Below are 222 nucleotides of genomic sequence, written 5' to 3'. Positions count from 1 at the left end.
CGACTAGTGACAGGAAGACGTTGTGATAAGTCGCCATAACCATTTGATAATTCTTGTACTGTTTTCTTGATGGCAAGAACGGGTCTATAGGTGTAGCTAAGTAATAAGAAGATGATGAAAGAACAAATAGAAACTAAAACGACGGTTGTCATTAAAACAGTCATTAATGATTGTTGAACTTTACTATAAATAACTGATTCATCTAATGATAGTAAGAGGTGC

General features: G+C 34.2%; 1 pseudogene. It reads right to left on the bottom strand.

Going from position 1 to position 222, the window contains the following annotated elements:
- Positions 1 to 222: pseudogene (locus V6255_RS18550) on the bottom strand (methyl-accepting chemotaxis protein); the annotation flags it as partial.

Origin of the sequence: Psychromonas arctica, assembly GCF_038155225.1 — a bacterium.
Lineage (GTDB): Bacteria > Pseudomonadota > Gammaproteobacteria > Enterobacterales > Psychromonadaceae > Psychromonas > Psychromonas arctica_B.
Note: the sequence above shows the minus strand (reverse complement) of the source record. Positions and strands in the feature narration are given on the sequence as shown.